The 16,229-nt window shown below is 75.6% G+C and carries 16 protein-coding genes and 1 pseudogene; 3 read left to right on the forward strand and 14 right to left on the reverse strand.

The features are described 5' to 3' along the window. Window positions 1-38 precede the first annotated feature (38 nt). From ACI79I_RS18360 to rimP, 9 genes and pseudogenes are all read right to left on the reverse strand, one after another. The gene (locus tag ACI79I_RS18360; RefSeq protein WP_456993756.1) at window positions 39-1,043 is read right to left on the reverse strand and encodes a DHH family phosphoesterase; all 1,005 of its coding nucleotides are present in this window, start codon (window positions 1,041-1,043) and stop codon (window positions 39-41) included. Beyond that, a complete protein-coding gene (locus tag ACI79I_RS18365; protein ID WP_456993757.1) occupies window positions 1,040-1,282 on the reverse strand; it encodes a hypothetical protein in 243 nt (80 codons plus the stop codon). The genes ACI79I_RS18360 and ACI79I_RS18365 overlap by 4 nt, the downstream gene beginning before the upstream one ends. Further along, window positions 1,279-1,785, reverse strand: coding sequence for a 30S ribosome-binding factor RbfA (gene rbfA, locus ACI79I_RS18370; RefSeq protein WP_456993758.1), 507 nt, complete (start codon window positions 1,783-1,785; stop codon window positions 1,279-1,281). The genes ACI79I_RS18365 and rbfA overlap by 4 nt, the downstream gene beginning before the upstream one ends. A gap of 98 nt (window positions 1,786-1,883) precedes the next feature. Further along, window positions 1,884-2,180 (reverse strand): DUF503 domain-containing protein, encoded by a 297-nt coding sequence (locus tag ACI79I_RS18375; protein ID WP_456946321.1) that lies wholly within the window; start codon window positions 2,178-2,180, stop codon window positions 1,884-1,886. A 97-nt stretch (window positions 2,181-2,277) separates the two neighbouring features. After that, on the reverse strand, window positions 2,278-4,110 hold the full coding sequence (infB, locus tag ACI79I_RS18380; protein ID WP_456993829.1) for a translation initiation factor IF-2: 1,833 nt from the start codon (window positions 4,108-4,110) through the stop codon (window positions 2,278-2,280). A gap of 1,056 nt (window positions 4,111-5,166) precedes the next feature. After that, window positions 5,167-5,310 (reverse strand): annotated as a pseudogene (locus ACI79I_RS18385) (translation initiation factor IF-2 N-terminal domain-containing protein); the annotation flags it as partial. A gap of 74 nt (window positions 5,311-5,384) precedes the next feature. Further along, on the reverse strand, window positions 5,385-5,774 hold the full coding sequence (locus tag ACI79I_RS18390) for a YlxR family protein (protein WP_456993759.1): 390 nt from the start codon (window positions 5,772-5,774) through the stop codon (window positions 5,385-5,387). Window positions 5,775-5,782: 8 nt separating this feature from the next. Further along, window positions 5,783-6,922: a transcription termination factor NusA gene (nusA, locus tag ACI79I_RS18395; RefSeq protein ID WP_456993760.1), complete on the reverse strand. Its 1,140-nt coding sequence runs from the start codon at window positions 6,920-6,922 to the stop codon at window positions 5,783-5,785. Next, the gene (gene rimP / locus ACI79I_RS18400; protein ID WP_456993761.1) at window positions 6,919-7,506 is read right to left on the reverse strand and encodes a ribosome maturation factor RimP; all 588 of its coding nucleotides are present in this window, start codon (window positions 7,504-7,506) and stop codon (window positions 6,919-6,921) included. Before rimP ends, nusA begins: the two co-directional genes overlap by 4 nt. A 211-nt stretch (window positions 7,507-7,717) precedes the next feature. Here rimP and ACI79I_RS18405 point away from each other — a divergent pair, with 211 nt between their 5' ends. The 3 genes from ACI79I_RS18405 (at window position 7,718) to ACI79I_RS18415 (ending at window position 9,534) form a co-directional block, all read left to right on the forward strand. Next, window positions 7,718-8,221: a hypothetical protein gene (locus ACI79I_RS18405; protein ID WP_456993762.1), complete on the forward strand. Its 504-nt coding sequence runs from the start codon at window positions 7,718-7,720 to the stop codon at window positions 8,219-8,221. A 27-nt stretch (window positions 8,222-8,248) separates the two neighbouring features. Continuing rightward, on the forward strand, window positions 8,249-8,710 hold the full coding sequence (locus ACI79I_RS18410; RefSeq protein ID WP_456993763.1) for a ferritin-like domain-containing protein: 462 nt from the start codon (window positions 8,249-8,251) through the stop codon (window positions 8,708-8,710). A 98-nt stretch (window positions 8,711-8,808) separates the two neighbouring features. Next, window positions 8,809-9,534: a hemerythrin domain-containing protein gene (locus ACI79I_RS18415; RefSeq protein ID WP_456993764.1), complete on the forward strand. Its 726-nt coding sequence runs from the start codon at window positions 8,809-8,811 to the stop codon at window positions 9,532-9,534. A 38-nt stretch (window positions 9,535-9,572) separates the two neighbouring features. Here the strand turns inward: ACI79I_RS18415 and ACI79I_RS18420 are convergent, their stop codons facing one another. From ACI79I_RS18420 to dxr, 5 genes are all read right to left on the reverse strand, one after another. Beyond that, window positions 9,573-11,468 carry a penicillin-binding transpeptidase domain-containing protein gene (locus tag ACI79I_RS18420; protein WP_456993765.1) on the reverse strand — a complete coding sequence of 632 codons (1,896 nt, stop codon included), beginning with the start codon at window positions 11,466-11,468 and terminating at the stop codon, window positions 9,573-9,575. Window positions 11,469-11,541: 73 nt separating this feature from the next. After that, window positions 11,542-12,393, reverse strand: coding sequence for a GNAT family N-acetyltransferase (locus tag ACI79I_RS18425; protein ID WP_456993766.1), 852 nt, complete (start codon window positions 12,391-12,393; stop codon window positions 11,542-11,544). A 9-nt stretch (window positions 12,394-12,402) separates the two neighbouring features. Next, entirely contained in the window at window positions 12,403-13,563 is a 1,161-nt protein-coding gene (gene ispG / locus ACI79I_RS18430) for a flavodoxin-dependent (E)-4-hydroxy-3-methylbut-2-enyl-diphosphate synthase (RefSeq protein ID WP_456993767.1), read from the reverse strand. Between the two features lie 65 nt (window positions 13,564-13,628). Next, the gene (locus tag ACI79I_RS18435) at window positions 13,629-14,996 is read right to left on the reverse strand and encodes a M50 family metallopeptidase (protein WP_456993830.1); all 1,368 of its coding nucleotides are present in this window, start codon (window positions 14,994-14,996) and stop codon (window positions 13,629-13,631) included. Window position 14,997: 1 nt separating this feature from the next. Beyond that, window positions 14,998-16,194 (reverse strand): 1-deoxy-D-xylulose-5-phosphate reductoisomerase, encoded by a 1,197-nt coding sequence (gene dxr, locus ACI79I_RS18440; RefSeq protein ID WP_456993768.1) that lies wholly within the window; start codon window positions 16,192-16,194, stop codon window positions 14,998-15,000. Window positions 16,195-16,229 lie beyond the last annotated feature (35 nt).

Raw genomic sequence — 16,229 nt, forward strand, 5'->3', positions numbered from 1 at the left:
GCGCGATCGGCGAGCCCGCCGCGGAAGGGGTGGGCGGGTCATCCCTCGCTGAGCTGGACGCGGATCGCGCGGATCGTGCCCTCGCGGTCGGCGTGCGAGGTGAAGCCGGCCGCGGCGCGGTGGCCACCACCGCCGAGCGCCATGGCCACGCGGGCGACGTCGGTGGCGCCGCGGGAGCGCAGGGAGACCGACCAGGTGCCGTCGTCCTGCCCCTTGAGCACGCAGGCCACGTCGGCCTCCGCGGTGGACCGGACGACGTCGACCAGGGCCTCCAGCTGCTCACCCGGCAGGCCGTGCTCGGCGGCCTCGGCGGTGCTCGACCAGGTCCAGACCAGGCCGGCGCCGACCTCCGGCTCCAGCGCCGCGCGGCCGGTCACCACCGAGAGCAGGCCCAGCCAGCCGAACGGCGCGGTGTCGAACAGCCGCTGGCTGATCAGGGCGTGGTCGATGCCGGTCGCCAGCAGCCGGGCGGCGAGGTCGTGGGTGTCGGGACGCGTGTTGCCGAACCGGAAGGAGCCGGTGTCGGCGGCCAGCCCCGCGTACAGGCAGGTGGCCAGCCGCGTGTCGAGCGCGACGCCGAGGCCGTCGAGCAGGTCGGCGACCAGGGCCACCGTCGCCGGCGCGGCGGCGTCGACCACCCGGACGTCGCCGAAGCCGGGGTTGCTCGCGTGGTGGTCGACCACCACCGACGTCGCCGCGCGCTCGAGCAGCGGCGCCAGCTCGCCCAGCCGGGCCGGGGAGGCGGCGTCCAGGCTGACGAACACGTCGGGAGAGGCCGGGACGGCGTCCGAGGGCACCAGGCCCTCGGCGCCGGGCAGCCAGGACAGGGACGACGGCAGGACGAAGGGGTCCGGGAAGGTGGCCAGCACCCGGGCCCCGCGGCGGCGCAGCGCCTCGGCGAGGGCCAGCGTGCTGCCGAGCGCGTCGGCGTCGGGCTGGACGTGGCCGGAGAGGACCACGGTGGCCCGGGCGTCGGCGGCCTCGGCGAGGACCGCGGCTGCGGGTCCGGTCAGGTCGGTGCCCCGCGGGAGGGAGACCGTCATGCGTCCGGGCCGGGGTCGGCGACCGGCGGGGCGTTGCGCTCCTCCCGGACGTCGCCGCCGCCGACGGGGTAGGTCGTCCCGTCGTCGGGCTCGTCGGAGGTGATGCTCGGCGCGTCGCCGATCTCGCCGTACTTCCCGCCCTGGGTCGGGTCGCCGGTGTCCGGCTCGGGGCGGCCGCCCAGCTCGGAACGGCCCTGCCCCCCGTCGGGCAGGTACGGGTCGGGGTCGTTCTCACTCACGAGGCGCTCCTGGTCCGGTGGCTCACGTCGACACCCTCATCGGCAGTCCCGGTCGCTGAGGTGTCCTCGTCGTCCTCGTCGTCCTCGGCGGGACGGCGGTAGGGGTCGGCCTCGCCGGCGTAGGCGGCGCCCTCCCGCATGCGGGCGAGCTCGGCGTCGGCGTGCCGGACCCGCTCCAGTGCCTCGTCCAGCTCCCGGGCGGTGTCCGGGACGTGGTCGGCGACGAAGGTCAGCGTGGGCACGAACTTGATGCCGGTCTGCTTGCCGACCGTGGAGCGCAGCACGCCGGTCGCCGACGCCAGCGCCTTCGCGGAGTCCTCGACCTGGGTGGGGTCGCCGTAGACGGTGTAGAACACCGTCGCCTCGCGCAGGTCGCTGGTCACCCGGGCGTCGGTGACGGTCACCATGCCCAGCCGGGGGTCCTTGATCTGCGTCTCGATCGCGGCGGAGACGATCTGTCGGATGCGCACCGCCAGCTTGCGGGCGCGGGCCGGGTCGGCCATCGGACCTCCAGGGATCGGGGGCGCCCGTCGGGCGCCGGGTGGGGCAGGGCGGCCCCCTCGCAGGGGCGCGCCGAGGGGGTCCTTCGAGGGGTCCTCCCTCAGTCGTCCGTGTCGGAGAACAGTTGCCGGTGCGTCGAGAGCAGCGTCACCTCCGGCCGCTCGGCCAGCAACCGCTCGCAGGCGTCGAGCACGTCGGTCACCTGCGCGGCGTCGGCCGCCACCGTGGCCACCCCGACCTGCGCGCGGCGGTGCAGGTCCTGGTCGCCCACCTCCGCCGCGGCCACGGCGAAGCGCCGCCGCAGCTCGGCCACGATCGGCCGGACGAGGGCGCGCTTGCCCTTGAGCGAGTGCACGTCGCCCAGCAGCAGGTCGGCGGTCAGCGCGCCCGTGAACACTCGAAGGACCCTCCTGCCCCCCGGCGCTCGCACGCTCGCGCCGGGCCCCTGCAGGAGGGCGGGGTGCCCTCCTGCAGGGGCCGTCAACCGGCCTGCGTCACGCGCGCGGCTTCTCGCGCATCTCGAAGGTCTCGACGACGTCCTCGACCTTGATGTCGTTGAACGCGCCGAGGCCGATACCGCACTCGTAGCCCTCGCGGACCTCGGTCACGTCGTCCTTGAAGCGGCGGAGCGACTCGACGGTGAGGTTGTCGGCGATGACCACGCCGTCGCGGATCAGCCGGGCCCTCGAGTTCCGGTTGATCGTGCCGCTGCGGACGATGGAGCCCGCGACGTTGCCGATCCGCGGCACCCGGAAGACCTCGCGGACCTCCGCCGTGCCGAGCTGGACCTCCTCGTACTCCGGCTTGAGCATGCCCTTGAGGGCCGCCTCGATCTCCTCGATCGCCTGGTAGATGACCGAGTAGTACCGGACGTCGATGCCCTCGCGGTTGGCGAGCTCGGTGGCCTGGCCCTCGGCCCGGACGTTGAAGCCCAGGACGATGACGTCGTCGGCCAGCGCCAGGTCGATGTCGCTCTTGGTGATCGCGCCGACGCCGCGGTGGATGACCCGCAGCGAGACGTCGTCGCTCACCTCGATCTTCATCAGGGCCTCCTCGAGCGCCTCCACGGTGCCCGAGTTGTCGCCCTTGATGATCAGGTTGAGCTGACGGTTCTCCTTGAGCGCCGCGTCGAGGTCCTCCAGGCTGATCCGCTTGCGCATCTGCGCGTTCTGCGCGTTGCGGATGCGGGCCTGGCGGCGGTCGGCGATCTGCCGGGCCACCCGGTCCTCCTCGACGACGAGGAAGGTGTCACCGGCACGCGGCACGGAGGTGAGGCCGACGACCTGCACGGGGCGGGCCGGCAGCGCCTCCTTGAGCTTGTTGCCGTACTCGTCGAGCAGCGACCGGACGCGCCCGTAGGCGTCGCCGGCCACGATCGAGTCGCCGGTCCTCAGCGTGCCGCGCTGGACCAGGACGGTCGCGACGGGGCCGCGGCCCTTGTCCAGCTTGCCCTCGATGACCACACCCTGCGGGTCCTGCTCGGTGTTGGCGCGCAGGTCCAGCGAGGCGTCGGCGGTCAGCAGGATCGCCGCGAGCAGGTCGTCGATGCCCTGGCGGGTGGTCGCGGAGACGTCGACGAACATCGTGTCGCCGCCGTACTCCTCGGCCACCAACCCGTACTCGGTGAGCTGCTGGCGGATCTTGGCGGGGTTGGCCCCCTCCTTGTCGATCTTGTTGACCGCGACCACGATCGGCACGTCGGCGGCCTGGGCGTGGTTGAGCGCCTCGACCGTCTGCGGCATGACGCCGTCGTCGGCGGCCACCACCAGGACGACGATGTCGGTCACCTTCGCGCCACGGGCACGCATCGCGGTGAACGACTCGTGACCCGGGGTGTCGATGAAGGTGATCGGCCGCTCCTCGCCCTCGAGCTCGGTGACGACCTGGTAGGCACCGATGTGCTGGGTGATGCCACCGGCCTCGCGCGCCACCACGTTGGTGTTGCGGATGGCGTCCAGGAGCTTGGTCTTCCCGTGGTCGACGTGACCCATGACGGTGACGACCGGCGGGCGGGCCTCCCAGTCCTCCTCGTCACCCTCGTCGCCGAAGGTGAGGTCGAAGGACTCGAGGAGCTCGCGGTCCTCGTCCTCGGGGCTGACCACCTGGATGTTCCAGCCGATCTCGGCACCGAGCAGCTGCAGCGTCTCGTCGTTGACCGACTGGGTCGCGGTGACCATCTCGCCCAGGTGGAACAGGGCGGTGACCAGCGCGGCCGGCTGGGCGCCGATCTTCTCGGCGAGGTCGGTCAGCGAGGCGCCGCGCGGCAGACGGACGACCTGCCCGTTGCCCCGCGGCAGGCTGACGCCGCCCATGCTGGGCGCCGCCATCTGGTCGAACTCCTGGCGCCGCTGCTTCTTGCTCTTGCGCCCGCGGACGGGCCCACGCCCGCCGGGACGGCCGAAGGCACCCGCGGTGCCCGCACCGGAGCCACCACGCCCACGGCCGCGGCCACCGCCGCCACCGCCGGGACGGAAGCCACCGCCGGCGGGCGCACCGCCACCGCCGCCACCGCCACCGCCGGGACGGAAGCCGCCGCCACCGCCGCCACCGGGGCCACCGCCGGGTCGGCCGCGGCCGGCACCGCCGGGGCCACCCGGCCGGCCGGCACCGGCCGGCCGCGGCGGCATCATGCCGGGGCTCGGACGCTGCGGCATCATGCCCGGGTTCGGGCGCGGGCCACCGGGGCCGGCGGCCGGACGCGGACCACCCGCACCGGGAGCCGGACGCGGGCCACCGGCACCGGGACCGGGACGGGGACCGCCCGGACCCGGACGCGGACCGGCACCCGGACGGGGTCCGCCGGGACCGGCGGCCGCCGGGCGCGGACCGGCAGCACCGGGACCGGGGCGCGGAGCGCCGCCGGACGGCGCGGGACGCGGTGCGCTGCTGAACGGGTTGTTGCCCGGCCGCGGAGCCGGACGGGGACCGGGCCGGGGGCCGGCACCGGGCCGCGGAGCGCCGGGAGCGGCTCCACCGGGAGCCGCCGGACGGGGCGCGGCGGGACCGGGCCGCGGGCCGCTGGGGGCCGCGGGCGGCTGCTGGGGAGGAGCGCTGGCCGCCGGCGCGGCCGGAGCCGCGGGAGCGGCCGGAGCCGCGGGAGCGGCCGGAGCCGGTGCGGTCGGCCGCGGGCCGGGCACCGGGGCACCCGGACGGGCGGCCGTCGGACGCGGCCCGGGGGTGGGACCGCCCGGGGCACGGGTCCCCGGCGCCTGCGGCGCAGGAGCGGGAGCCGGACCGGCCGGGGCGGCAGGGGTCTGCGCGGCCGGGGCGGCAGGAGCCGCGGGGGCCGGGGTGGCGGGAGCGCTGGGCCGAGCGGCCGGAGCGCTGGGGCGGGCGGCCGGAGCCGCGGTGGTGCCGCCGTTGCTGGCGGCGCCGAGGGCCTCACGGAGCCGACGGGCCACGGGGGCCTCGACGGTGGAGGACGCGGACTTCACGAACTCGCCCTGCTCCTTGAGCTTCGCGAGCACGGTCTTGCTGTCGACACCGAACTCCTTGGCGAGTTCGTGTACGCGGGCTTTGCCTGGCACGGATCTCCTCTGGTGAGGCCGGCGGCTGGCCCGCTCGACCTCGTCGTCAGTACTGCATGGTCATCGTGGAAACTTCACGGCTTGCTCATCCGACGACGTCCTGACTCGACTGCGGACCGGCCGGTTGCCGGTCCGTCTGTGTTGTTGCGGTTGTCGTTCGTGCTGTCGCCCGCCTGGGGTCCGCTCCCCGGACGCGCCGCGGACGGCGCACCGAGGACGTGGACCCGGAGCGGACCGGCCTCGACCGGGGTGCTGCAGCGCAGCGCCCGGACGAAGGCCCGGCGTCGTTCCGCTGCGCGCAGGCACTCCGGTGTGGGGTGCAGCGAGGCGCCCCGACCGGGGAGCCTCCGTCGCGGATCCGGGACGAGGGCCCCGTCCCGGACGACGACACGCAGCAGATCGGTGACCGGAGCCCGTTCCCGGCAGCCCACGCAGGTGCGCAGCGGGATCGACGTTTCGGCCACCCTGCACTCTAGCGCGCGGCGGGCCCCGGGTGTTCCGCACTCCTGGCGTTGCCCACCCGACCGGGACGTGATCCGCCTCCCGCGCCCCCGGGACGCCCTCCCGGCCGCCCCGCCGGAGCACCCGAGCGCAGCGGGGCGCGCCCCTCACCGGGCGAGGGGGCGGCGTCGTCGTCGGGCTGGGCGTCGCTGCGGATGTCGATGCGGCACCCGGTCAGCCGGGCGGCCAGCCGGGCGTTCTGGCCCTCCTTGCCGATGGCGAGCGACAGCTGGTAGTCGGGCACCACGACGCGCACGGCCTTGGCGTGCGCGTCGACGACCCGGGCACTGCTGACGCGGGCCGGGCTCAGCGCGGAGGCGACGAACGTGGCGGGGTCGTCGGACCAGTCCACGATGTCGATCTTCTCGCCGTGCAACTCGCTCATGACGTTGCGGACCCGCTGCCCCATCGGGCCGATGCAGGCGCCCTTGGCGTTGAGCCCCGGCACCTTGGTGCGGACGGCGATCTTCGAACGGTGCCCGGCCTCGCGGGCCACCGCCACGATCTCGACGCTGCCGTCGGCGATCTCGGGGACCTCGAGGGCGAACAGCTTGCGGACCAGGTTCGGGTGGGTGCGCGAGACGGTGACCTGGGGGCCGCGGAAGGTGCGGGCCACCGACACCACGTAGGCCTTGACCCGGCTGCCGTGCGGATAGCTCTCGCCGGGCACCTGCTCGGCCGGGGGCAGCACGGCCTCCACCTTGCCGATGTCGATGAGGACGGTGCCCTGCACGTTGCGGCGGTCGTGCGCCTGCACGATGCCGCTGACGATGTCGCCCTCCTTGCCGGCGTACTCGCCGAAGGTCTGCTCGTGCTCGGCGTCGCGCAGTCGCTGGACGATGACCTGCTTGGCGGTGCTGGCCGCGATCCGGCCGAAGTCGCTCGGGGTGTCGTCCCACTCGCGGACGACCTCGCCGTCGGGCCCCAGCTCCTGTGCCAGCACGGCGACCTCGCCGCTCTTGCGGTCCACGTGCACCCGCACGTGCTTGGCCGCGCCGTCGGCGTGCCGGTAGGCCGTCACCAGCGCCGTCTCGATCGCCTCGATGACGGTGTCGGCCGGGATGCCCTTCTCCCGCTCGACCGCCTTGAGGGCGGTCACGTCGATGTTCACTGTCCTCCTCCGTCGTCGTCGTCCGCGGGATCCGGCTGCGCGTCCGTCCCGGCCTGCGGCTCCGCGTCGGGCCGGCCGAACTCCACCTGCACCCGTCCGGTCCCCAGCTCCGGCCAGGGCACGTGCCGCTGGGCCGGTGGACGCTTCTTGGCCCCGGGCTTGCCCTTCGCCTCGACCGCGAGCGAGACGCCGCTGTCGTCGACCGCGAGGACGCGGGCGGTGACCTGCTCGACCGCCCCCTGCGGGCCCACGCCCACGGTGACCAACCGGCCGGTGTTGCGCCGCCAGTGCCGCTGCTCGGTGAGCGGCCGGTCGACGCCGGGGCTGGTCACCTCCAGCACGTAGGGCGCGCTGCCGAACTCGCCGTCGTGCTCGTCGAGGGCCTCGGACACCGCCCGGCTCACCTCGGCGATGTCGTCGAGGGTGATCCCGTCGTCCCGGTCGACCACCACGCGGACGACGCTGCGCCGTCCGGCGGGGGTGACGACCAGCTCCTCCAGGTCGTACCCGGCGGCGTCGACGACCGGCCCGATCAGCCCGGCCAGCCGGGTGGCGACGGGCTCGGTGCGGGAAGCGGCGGACACGGGCTCCCTCCCTCTCGTGGCTCGGTCGGCGCACCTGCGCGGCGGGCCCGCCTCACCGATCGTGCGCGTGTCGCGGGCGACGGCCGGCACGCCGTCGCCCGGTACCGGGCGAAGGGTCAGGCTACCGCCCGGCGCCGGGCGCCGAGACCCGGCGCCGGGGCAGGACCCGCCCACGGTGGGCTGCCGCGCCGCCCCGGCCCACCCTGAGAGGATGGAGCCGATGTCCCCGTCGTCCCTCCCCGCGCCCCGGGCGTTCTCCCGGCGCACCCTCCTGGTGGCCTCCGCGGGGGTGGCACTGGCCGCCGCCGGCTGCACCGGCGAGGCCAGGGAGCCGGCGGTGAGCACCGAGCAGGCCGACCGGCTCGCGGCGCAGGTCGGCGTCCAGGAGTCCCTCGTCGCCGCGTACGCCGCCGCGACGGCCGCCGACGCCGCGCTCGGCGGCGAGGTGGCCGAGCTGTCCGCCCAGGCGGGCGCGCAGCTGGACCGGCTGCGTGCCGCGGCGCCGTCGCCGACCTCCCCGGCGGCTCGGTCCTCCTCCCCCGCCCCGGGCGCGACCCCTCCGCCGGGCGCCGACGTCCGGGGCTGGCTGCGCCAGCAGGTGGCGGCCGCGGCGGGCTCCCACGCCGACGCCGGCGTCGACCAGAGCGGCCCGCGCGCGGCGCTGCTGGGCTCGATCGCCGCGGGGCTGCGGGGCCACGAGGCGGCGCTGGCGTGACCGGAGCCGGGCCGAGGGGAGCCGCACATGGCTGACGACGGCGTCCTCGACGAGGGCACCGAGACGACCGCGCTGCGCGAGGCGCTCTCCGCCGAGCACGCCGCCGTGTGGGGGTACGGCACGGTCGGTGCGGGCCTGCCGCCGGAGTCCCGGGGGCAGGCCGCGGCGTCGGAGAACGCCCACCGCGACGTCCGGGACCGGCTGGCGGCGCTGCTGGAGGAGCGCGGGGACGACCCGGTCCCCGCGGCGGCGGGCTACGTGCTGCCCTTCCCCGTCCTCTCCGCGGTCGACGCCGCGGCGCTCGCCGTCGTCCTCGAGGACGGCGTCGCCCGGGCCTGGGTGCGGGTGCTCGACCAGGCCGTGCAGTCGTCGGTGCGGCGGCTGGCCACCGACGAGCTCGGGGCCGCGGAGGTGCGTGCGGTCGGCTGGCGGAGTGCCGCGGGCCGTGTCCCGGTGACCTCGCCGTTCCCCGGGCTGCCAGAGGGCTGACCCCCTCCGCCAGTGGGTCGCAAGCCGGCTGCAAGCGGCGGGCCCGACGGTGAGGGGGCCGGAGCGAGTGCCCGGCCCCGCCTCCCAGGAGACCTCCGATGAGCACGCCCACCGACGCCCGCCCGCGTCCCCAGCTGGACCTGCCCGGGCAGGCCGCCGTGGCCGACGGCCCCCACGACCTCAGCGGCATGTACGTCATGCACCACGCGTTCCGCCGCGACCTGGACCGCTTCGCCACCGCCGTCGGGCGGACGCCGCTGGACGACCGCGCCGCCTGGCGGGCGCTGGCCGCCCGCTGGGAGCGGTTCGGCACCACGCTGCACCACCACCACACCATCGAGGACGCCGCGATCTGGCCGCCGCTGCTGGCCCACGTGGACGCCGCGGGGGACGCCGCCGGGCGGGCGACGCTGGAGGCGATGGAGGCCGAGCACGGGCTGATCGACCCGCTGCTGGACGCGTGCGGCACCGGCTTCGCGGCGCTGGCCTTCGTGCCGGACGCCGCCACCCGGGACCGGCTGGCAGACCGCGTGGCCGCGGCCCGCGACTGCCTCGGCCGGCACCTCGCCCACGAGGAGTCCGAGGCGCTGCCGCTGGTCCAGCGGCACCTGTCGGCCGACGAGTGGGACGCGGCCGAGCGCGCGGCGCAGGCCGGGCACGGCCCGCGGGAGATGCCGTTCCTGCTGCCCTGGGCGGCCGCGGGGCTCAGCAGCGAGCAGGTCGACGCCGCCTTCGGGGAGGGCGGCCGGGCGTTCCGCGTGCTGCTCCGCCTCACCCGGGGCCGGTTCGAGCGCCGGGAGCGGGCCGCCTTCCGCCACGCCTGAGGCGCCGGGCCCGTCGGGCCCTGGGGGAGGTCGGTCCGTCAGCCCAGGGCGCCGAGGAAGGCGTCGGTCACCCCGACGGCGGCGCTGCTGGACTGCCCGCCCTCCACCAGGACGGCGAAGGCGATGTCGCCCTGCGGCCCGCGCAGCTGGTAGCCCATGAACCACCCGTGCGCGTCCGGCGGGGTGTTGCTGCCGTACTCCGCGGTCCCGGTCTTGCCGTACACCTCGCCGCGGTCGTCGAGCGCGGTGGCGGTCCCCGAGAGCACCACCTCGCGCATCATCGGGCGCAGCGCGTCGAGCACCGCGGGGTCGGGGCCGGTCGGTGCCGGGCCGGCCGGCTCGGCACCGACGACCTCCACGGGCGCCGCCGGGGTCCCGCTCGCCACGCCGGCGGCGACCAGGGCCAGCTGCGCGGGGCTCATCAGCACCTGCCCCTGGCCGATGGCGTCGGCCGCCTTCGTCGTCCCGGTGCTGTCGGCCGGGACGCTGCCGCTGAAGACGTCGACCGGCAGCTGCCAGTCGGTGCCCACGCCGTACGAGGCGGCCGCGGCGGCCAGGGCGTCGTCGGGCAGCTGCAGGGACTGCTCCATGAAGGTGGTGTTGCAGGACTGCGCGAACGCCTCGGTGAACGGCACCGTGCCCAGGTCGAACTGGTCCTGGTTCTCGAACTCGCGGCCGTCGACGACGAAGGTGCCCGGACAGGCCACCGGCGTCTGCGGGGTGAGCTGGCCGGTCGACAGCAGCGCGGTCGCGGTGATCGTCTTCATGCTCGAGCCCGGCGGGAACTGGCCGGCCAGCGCGTTGCCCGCGGCGGCGGCCTCGTTGGAGGAGACGGCCAGCACCTCGCCGGTGCCGGGCCGGACCACCACGAGGTGCGTGGGCAGGGGCTGGCCCGCGACGGCGGCGTCCGCGGCGTCCTGGATCGCCGGGACCAGCGGGGTCTGCACCGGCGCGCCGGGCACCGGGGCGACGGCACCGATCTCCCGGCCGGTGTCCCCGGTGCTCTCGTCGGTGCTGGCCACGCTGACGGTGAAGCCCGGGGTTCCGGTCAGCTGCTCCTGGAGGGCGCGCTGCAGGCCCGACAGCCCCAGCTGGTCACCGGTGGCGTAGGCCGGGACGCCGTCCTGCTCGGTCTCCTCCAGCACCTCGGCGGTGGCCGGACCCACCCGCCCGAGGAGCGCGGAGGCGAACCGGGAGCTGGGCGCGAGCAGCCGTGTCTCGGTGGGGAACACGGCCCCGGGGAGGTCGAAGACCCGTCCCCGGATCGCCTCGAAGTCCGGCCGGCGCAGGGTGATCACCGGGACGAACTGGCCCGGTGGCGCGGCCTGGACGTCGGCGACGATCTCGTCGGCGGCGATGCCCGTGGCCGCCGAGAGCGCCGCGGCGAGGGCGGGCAGGTCGGTCACCTGCGCCGGGTCGACGCCGACGTTGACCACCTCGGTCGGCGTGAACAGCGGCCGGCCGTCGGCGTCGGTGATCGCCGCCCGCTCGGGCAGCGACCGCTCCACCACCAGGTGCTGCCCCTCGCCCAGCTCCGGGTGGACCAGCGCCGGCTCGGCGACGACGTCCCACCCCTCGTCGGCCTCCCGCAGGCCGAGGGTCGCGGGGTAGCTCCAGTCGGGTGCGGCGGCGAGGTCCCAGGTGGCGGTCCAGTCGACCGTGGCGGTGCCGTCCTCGACGGTGACCGCACCCAGCTCCGGGGTGAGGGTGGCGCCGGGCAGGTCGGTGGCGGTCTGCTCGAGCAGCGCGCCGGCCGCGTCGGGGTCGGTGGTGGCGCCGGCAGCGGCCGCGGTGTCGCCGGCCGCCCAGTCCTCGAGGAAGGCCTCGGCGGCGGCGCGGACGTCGTCCTCGGCGTTGCCCGAGCACGCCGCCAGCACCGGCGCGGCCAGCAGCGTCAGCGTGGTTCCCAGGACTGCTCCGCGACGTCTCCGCACAGGGACACAGCGTTCCAGATGGGGCCGCCCATCCCCGGGAGGCACGGCCCCCGCGGCCGGCCCGGGGGCGCCCTCAGAAGAGGACGCTGGCGTACTGCCCGACCTCGCGGAACCCGACCCGTGCGTAGGCGGCGCGTGCCGGGGCGTTGTAGTCGTTGACGTAGAGGCTGACCACGGGGGCGATCGCGCTGCGGGCGTACTCCACGACCGCGGCGGTGCCCGCGGTGCCGATGCCGCGTCCCCGGTGGGCGGGGGCCACCCAGACGCCCTGGACCTGGCAGACCGTCCGCGACACCGCGCCGATCTCGGCTTTGAAGAGGACCTCGTCGTCCTCGATCCAGGCCACCGACTGGCCGGCGCGGACCAGGTCCGCGACCCGCGCGCGGTAGCCGGCCCCACCGTCGACCCGCAGCGGGCTGACGCCGACCTCCTCGGTGAACATCGCCACCGCGGCCGGCAGCAGGACCTCCAGCTCGTCGGGGCGCACCGGCCGCACCCGGGGCTCCGGCGTCACCGCGGGCGGCCCCTCGATGGCCAGCAGCGGCTGCCGGGGCCGGTGGTCACGGGCGGGACCCCAGGACGGCTGGAGGAGCTCCCACAGCGGGGCGACGGCGGCGGCCGGCCCGACGATCGTCGAGCAGCGCCGCCCGGCCCGCCGGGCGCGCTCGGCGAAGGCCACCGCCGCCGCCCGCTCCGCGCCGGGCAGCGCGAAGGGGATGAGGTTGGCCCCGGCGAGGCACACCGCGTCCAGGGAGCGCCCCGCGCCGAACCCCCACAGCGGGGCGCCGAGCGCCCGGGCGGCGGTGCCGGCGGCCTCGACCCGTCCCGCGATGACGCAGGCGGCGACCGGGTCGGTCGCCAGCAGGCGGCGGACGGCCGGCTCGTCGGTCTCGTCGAGGACCCGGGCGGTCGGGGTGCGGAGCACCTGCGTCGGTCAGCCGACGGTGACGACGGGCGCGCCGGAGGGCACCCCTGCGTCGGCCTGCTCGCCGGCCAGGCGCATGGCCTCCTCGATGAGCGTCTCCACGATCTGCGACTCGGGCACGGTCTTGACGACCTCGCCCTTGACGAAGATCTGCCCCTTGCCGTTGCCGGAGGCGACACCGAGGTCGGCCTCGCGGGCCTCCCCCGGGCCGTTGACGACGCAGCCCATGACGGCGACCCGCAGCGGCACCTCCAGGCCGTCGAGCCCGGCGGTGACCTCGTTGGCCAGCCGGTAGACGTCGACCTGGGCGCGGCCGCAGGACGGGCAGCTGACGATCTCCAGGCCGCGCTGGCGCAGGTTGAGCGACTCGAGGATCTGGGTGCCGACCTTGACCTCCTCCACCGGCGGCGCGGAGAGGGAGACGCGGATCGTGTCGCCGATGCCCTGGCTGAGCAGCGCACCGAAGGCGACGGCGGACTTGATGGTGCCCTGGAACGCGGGCCCCGCCTCGGTGACGCCCAGGTGCAGCGGGTAGTCGCACTGGGCGGCGAGCAGCTCGTAGGCGCGCACCATGACCACCGGGTCGTTGTGCTTGACCGAGATCTTGATGTCGCGGAAGTCGTGCTCCTCGAACAGCGAGCACTCCCACAGCGCCGACTCGACCAGCGCCTCGGGGGTGGCCTTGCCGTACTTGGCCAGCAGTCGCTTGTCGAGGGAGCCGGCGTTGACCCCGATCCGGATGGGGGTGCCGGCGTCCTTGGCCGCCCTGGCGATCTCGCCGACGCGGTCGTCGAACTTCTTGATGTTGCCGGGGTTCACGCGGACGGCGGCGCAGCCGGCGTCGATCGCGGCGAAGACGTAGCGCGGCTGGAAGTGGATGTCGGCGATCACCGGGATCTGCGACTTCTTGGCGATCGCCGGCAGCGCCTCGGCGTCGTCGGTGTCGGGGACGGCGACCCGCACGATCTGGCAGCCGGCGGCGGTGAGCTCGGCGATCTGCTGCAGGGTCGCGTTGACGTCGGCGGTCTTGGTCGTCGTCATCGACTGCACGCTGACCGGGGAGTCGCTGCCGACCCCGACGCCACCGACGTCGAGTTGCCGGGTCTTCCGTCGGGGGGCGAGGACGGGCGGGGGCGCAGCGGGCATGCCGAGACTGACGGGGGTCGCCATGACACCCAGTATCGCCCGCTGAGCAGCGCGGTGCCGCCGCCTGCGGCTGTGACCCCCGCCGGCGCCTACTGCAGCGTGATCGGGTTGACGATGTCGGCCACCAGGAGCAGGCCCGACAGCACGATGAACAACCCCGCCACCACGTAGGCCACGGGCATGAGCCGGGCGATGTCGAACGGCCCCGGGTCGGGGCGCCCGCGCAGCCGGGCGACGGTGGCCCGGGCCTTCTCGTACAGCGCGCCCGCGACGTGCCCGCCGTCGAGCGGGTAGATCGGCAGCAGGTTGAACAGGAACAGCACCAGGTTGACGCTGGCCAGCAGGCTGAGGAAGAAGCTGAGCTTCTCCGCGCCGGAGAACTCCTGGATGGCGAAGACCTCACCGGAGATCCGGCCGACGCCGACGACGCCGATCGGCCCGTTCTCGTCCCGCTCCTCGCCGAGGAAGGCCGCGCGGAACAGCTGCGGGATCTTCTCGGGGATCTCGACCAGCCGCTCCACCGAGTTGACGACGATCATGCCGAAGTAGCCCGGCACGTCGCTCCACGACTGGCGCGCCAGCTCCGCGGTCGGTGACACGCCCAGGTAGCCGGCGGTCGTGGTCTCGTCGCTGCCGGCCTCGACGTACACCGTGTTGGCGATCGGCGTGACGGTGACGTCGCGCTGCTCGCCGTCCCGCTCGATGGTCAGCGACAGCTCCTGACCGGGGTGGCTGCGGATCGCGTCCTGCACCGCCGTCCAGCTGTCGTAGGCGGTGCGGTCGAGCCGCTGGCCGTCGATGGCCACGATCGTGTCCCCGGGGCGCAGCCCGGCAGCCGCGGCCGGGCTCTGCTGCGGCTGCGCGCACCCGGGCGCGCCGGCCTCGCACAGCTGCCCGTCCGCGGTGAGGGGGACCGAGCAGGGGTCCTCGGCGGTGGCGCTGGCGGCTCCGGCGGGGAGCACGCAGGCCGGCACGTCCCGCACCGTCGTCGTCAGCACGCTGGTGCCCACGGCGGTCAACGTGACGGCGAAGAACAGCACGGCCAGCACCAGGTTGTGGAACGGGCCGGCGAACATGACGATGACCCGCTGCCACCAGGGCTTGGCGTAGAAGACCCGGCCGGCGTCGCTGGGCAGGACGTCGTTGAGCGCCTGCCCGCGCACCTCGGCGATGAAGCTGCGCATGCGGGTGGCGCGCCTGCTCTCGCCCTCCTCGGCCGGCGGGATCATCCCGACGATGCGGATGTAGCCGCCGAGCGGGACGGCCTTGATGCCGTACTCGGTCTCGCCTCGCCGGCGCGACCAGATCGTGGGGCCGAAGCCGACCATGAACTGCGGCACCCGCATGCCGAACTTCCGGGCCCAGAAGAAGTGGCCGAACTCGTGGAAGCCGATGGAGAACAGCAGGCCGACGGCGAACGCGACGATCCCGAGGACGGTCAGGAGGAACCCGCTCAGCTCAGCCTCCGGCGATCACACCCCCGGCGTGCTGCCGGGCCCACTTCTCCGCCGCCAGGACGTCCTCGACGCAGGTGGGGGCGCCGAGGTCCGGCGCGTCGTCGAGGGTACGCGCGACGAGGTCGACGATGCCCCGGAACGACAGCCGACCCGCCAGGAAGGCCGCGACCGCCTCCTCGTTGGCCGCGTTGTACAGCGCCGGGACCACGCCCCCGGCCTCCCCCGCCGAGCGGGCCAGCGCGACGGCGGGGAACGCCTCGGCGTCCAGAGGGGCGAACTCCCAGGTGCTCGCCGCCGACCAGTCCAGCGCCGGCTGGACGTGCGGCAGCCGGTCGGGCCAGGCCAGCGCCAGCGCGATGGGCAGGCGCATGTCCGGCGGGCTGGCCTGGGCGATGGTGGCGCCGTCGGTGAAGGTCACCATCGAGTGCACGATCGACTGCGGGTGCACCACGACGTCGATGTCGGCGTACGGGACGCCGAAGAGCAGGTGCGCCTCGATGAGCTCCAGGCCCTTGTTGACCAGGGTCGCCGAGTTGATCGTCACGACCGGCCCCATGGCCCAGGTCGGGTGGGCCAGCGCCTGCTCCACGGTGACGCCGTCCAGCTCGCCGGCGCTTCGGCCCCGGAACGGCCCGCCGCTGGCGGTCAGCACCAGCCGCGCGACCTCGCCGCGGGCGCCACCGCGCAGGCACTGCGCCAGTGCCGAGTGCTCGGAGTCCACCGGCACCAGCTGGCCCGGCGCCGCGGCCGCGGTGACCAGCGCTCCCCCGGCGACGAGTGACTCCTTGTTGGCCAGCGCGACGGTCCGCCCGGCGCCGAGCGCGGCGAGGGTGGGCCCGAGGCCGATGGAGCCGGTGATGCCGTTGAGCACCACGTCGGCGGGGCGGGCGGCGAGTTCCTCGGCCGCGCGCGGCCCGGCGAGGATCTCGGGCAGGGCGAACTGGCCGGTCGACCAGCCCCGCTTCGAGGCGGCGGCGTAGAAGGCCAGCTGCAGGTCCTGGGCGGCGGTGGCCCGGGCGACCGCGACCGTCCGGACGCCGAGGGCGAGGGCCTGCTCGGCGAGCAGGCCGACGTCGCCGCCACCGGCCGCCAGCCCGGTGATCCGCAGTCGGTCGGGGTTCTGCTCGGCCACGGCGATCGCCTGCCGGCCGATCGAACCGGTGGACCCGAGGACGGTCACCTCGCGCAGGTCGCTCACGGGTGCATCCTCCCCGAGGACGGCGCGCCGCCCTC

The sequence above is a fragment of the Geodermatophilus sp. SYSU D01105 genome (assembly GCF_054050095.1).